The sequence below is a fragment of the Micromonospora sp. 15K316 genome (genome assembly GCF_004348525.1).
GTDB lineage: Bacteria > Actinomycetota > Actinomycetes > Mycobacteriales > Micromonosporaceae > Micromonospora.
Window position 1 is genome coordinate 1 of sequence record NZ_SMKG01000415.1, and the last position, 1,294, is coordinate 1,294.

Here is a 1,294-nt window from a genome sequence, read left to right on the forward strand (position 1 = left end):
GGCCGTCCCTCCACCGCTCCGACATGGGCACACCCGGCGGCGCCGTCGGGCACCCTAGGAACTCGTCGCCAGGCGAAGCCCGAGGGCGACGAAGGCGACCGCGCAGATCCGGTTGATCCGCCGGGCCCAGCGACCGTCGGCCAGCCGGCCCGCGAGCCGCCCCGCGCCCACGCCGAGAGCGATGTCGACGGTGAGCTGCACCGCGACGAAGAGCGCGCCGAGCAGCACCAGCTGGGCCGTGACGTCGCCGGAGGCCGGCGAGACGAACTGCGGCAGGAACGCCACGCTGAACAGGATCATCTTCGGGTTCAGCAGGTTGGTCACCAGCCCACGGAGGAACGCCCGACCGGCCCGGGCGTCCCGCCCGTCGGTGGCGACCGCCGGCTCGCCCGCGCCGCGCAGCGCCCGCAGCCCGAGGAAGACCAGGTACGCCGCACCGGCCCAGCGGATCACCGTGAACAGCACCGGCGAGGCGGAGATCGCCGCCGCGAGGCCGCAGACCACCGCCGTGACGTGTACCGCCTCGCCGGCGGCGACGCCGAGCGCCGCGACCACGCCCGCGCGGGTGCCGTAACGGGCCGCGTTGGCGAGGACGAACATCATGTCCGGGCCGGGGGTGAGCATGAGGACCACGATCGCGGCGAGGTAGCCGGCGAGGGCCGCCGCGGAGAGACCGAGCACGTCTCAGCCCTCCTCGGCGTCACCGAGCAGGGCGCGCCGCAGCGCCAGCCGGTGCTCGCGGCGGATCTCCGCCTCGCGGTAGCGACGCCGGTCCTCGTCGGTGTGCGGCAGCAGCGGCGGCACCGCGCGCGGCTGGCCCGCGTCGTCCACGGCGACCATGACCAGGTGCGCGGTCGCCACGTCGACCGGTGGCACGGCCCGGTCCCACCGGTCCGCGGTGACCCGGACGGCCACCTCCATCGAGCTGCGTCCGGCCCAGGTGATCCGGGCGTCGACGTGCACGACGTCGCCGACGCGCACCGCCCGCAGGAACGCGGTCTCGTCGATGGCCGCGGTGACCGCCGGCCCGTCCGAGTGCCGGGCGGCGACCACGCCGGCGACCGAGTCGACGAGATTGAGGATCCGGCCACCGTGGACCGTACCCATCAGGTTGGTGTGATGCTGGTCCATGATCTGCGACAGGGTCAGGTGGGACGCCGACGGCGGCCGGCCGGCGAGGGTGATGGTGTCGTGCACAGTGGTCGTCCGTCCTCGGGAAGCACACCACCGACCTGGGGGAGCGCACGTCGAGGACGCGCCGACGGCCTGCGTGCGGCGCCTCACCCGCCCGACC

2 protein-coding genes are annotated in these 1,294 nt (G+C 75.0%); both read right to left on the reverse strand.

From position 1 onward, the window contains the following. Positions 1-54 precede the first annotated feature (54 nt). Complete coding sequence (locus E1211_RS32050) at positions 55-681, reverse strand: LysE family translocator (RefSeq protein ID WP_132353985.1); 627 nt, start codon at positions 679-681, stop codon at positions 55-57. 3 nt (positions 682-684) lie between these two features. Beyond that, the gene (locus E1211_RS32055) at positions 685-1,197 is read right to left on the reverse strand and encodes an acyl-CoA thioesterase (RefSeq protein ID WP_132353987.1); all 513 of its coding nucleotides are present in this window, start codon (positions 1,195-1,197) and stop codon (positions 685-687) included. Positions 1,198-1,294: the final 97 nt, after the last annotated feature.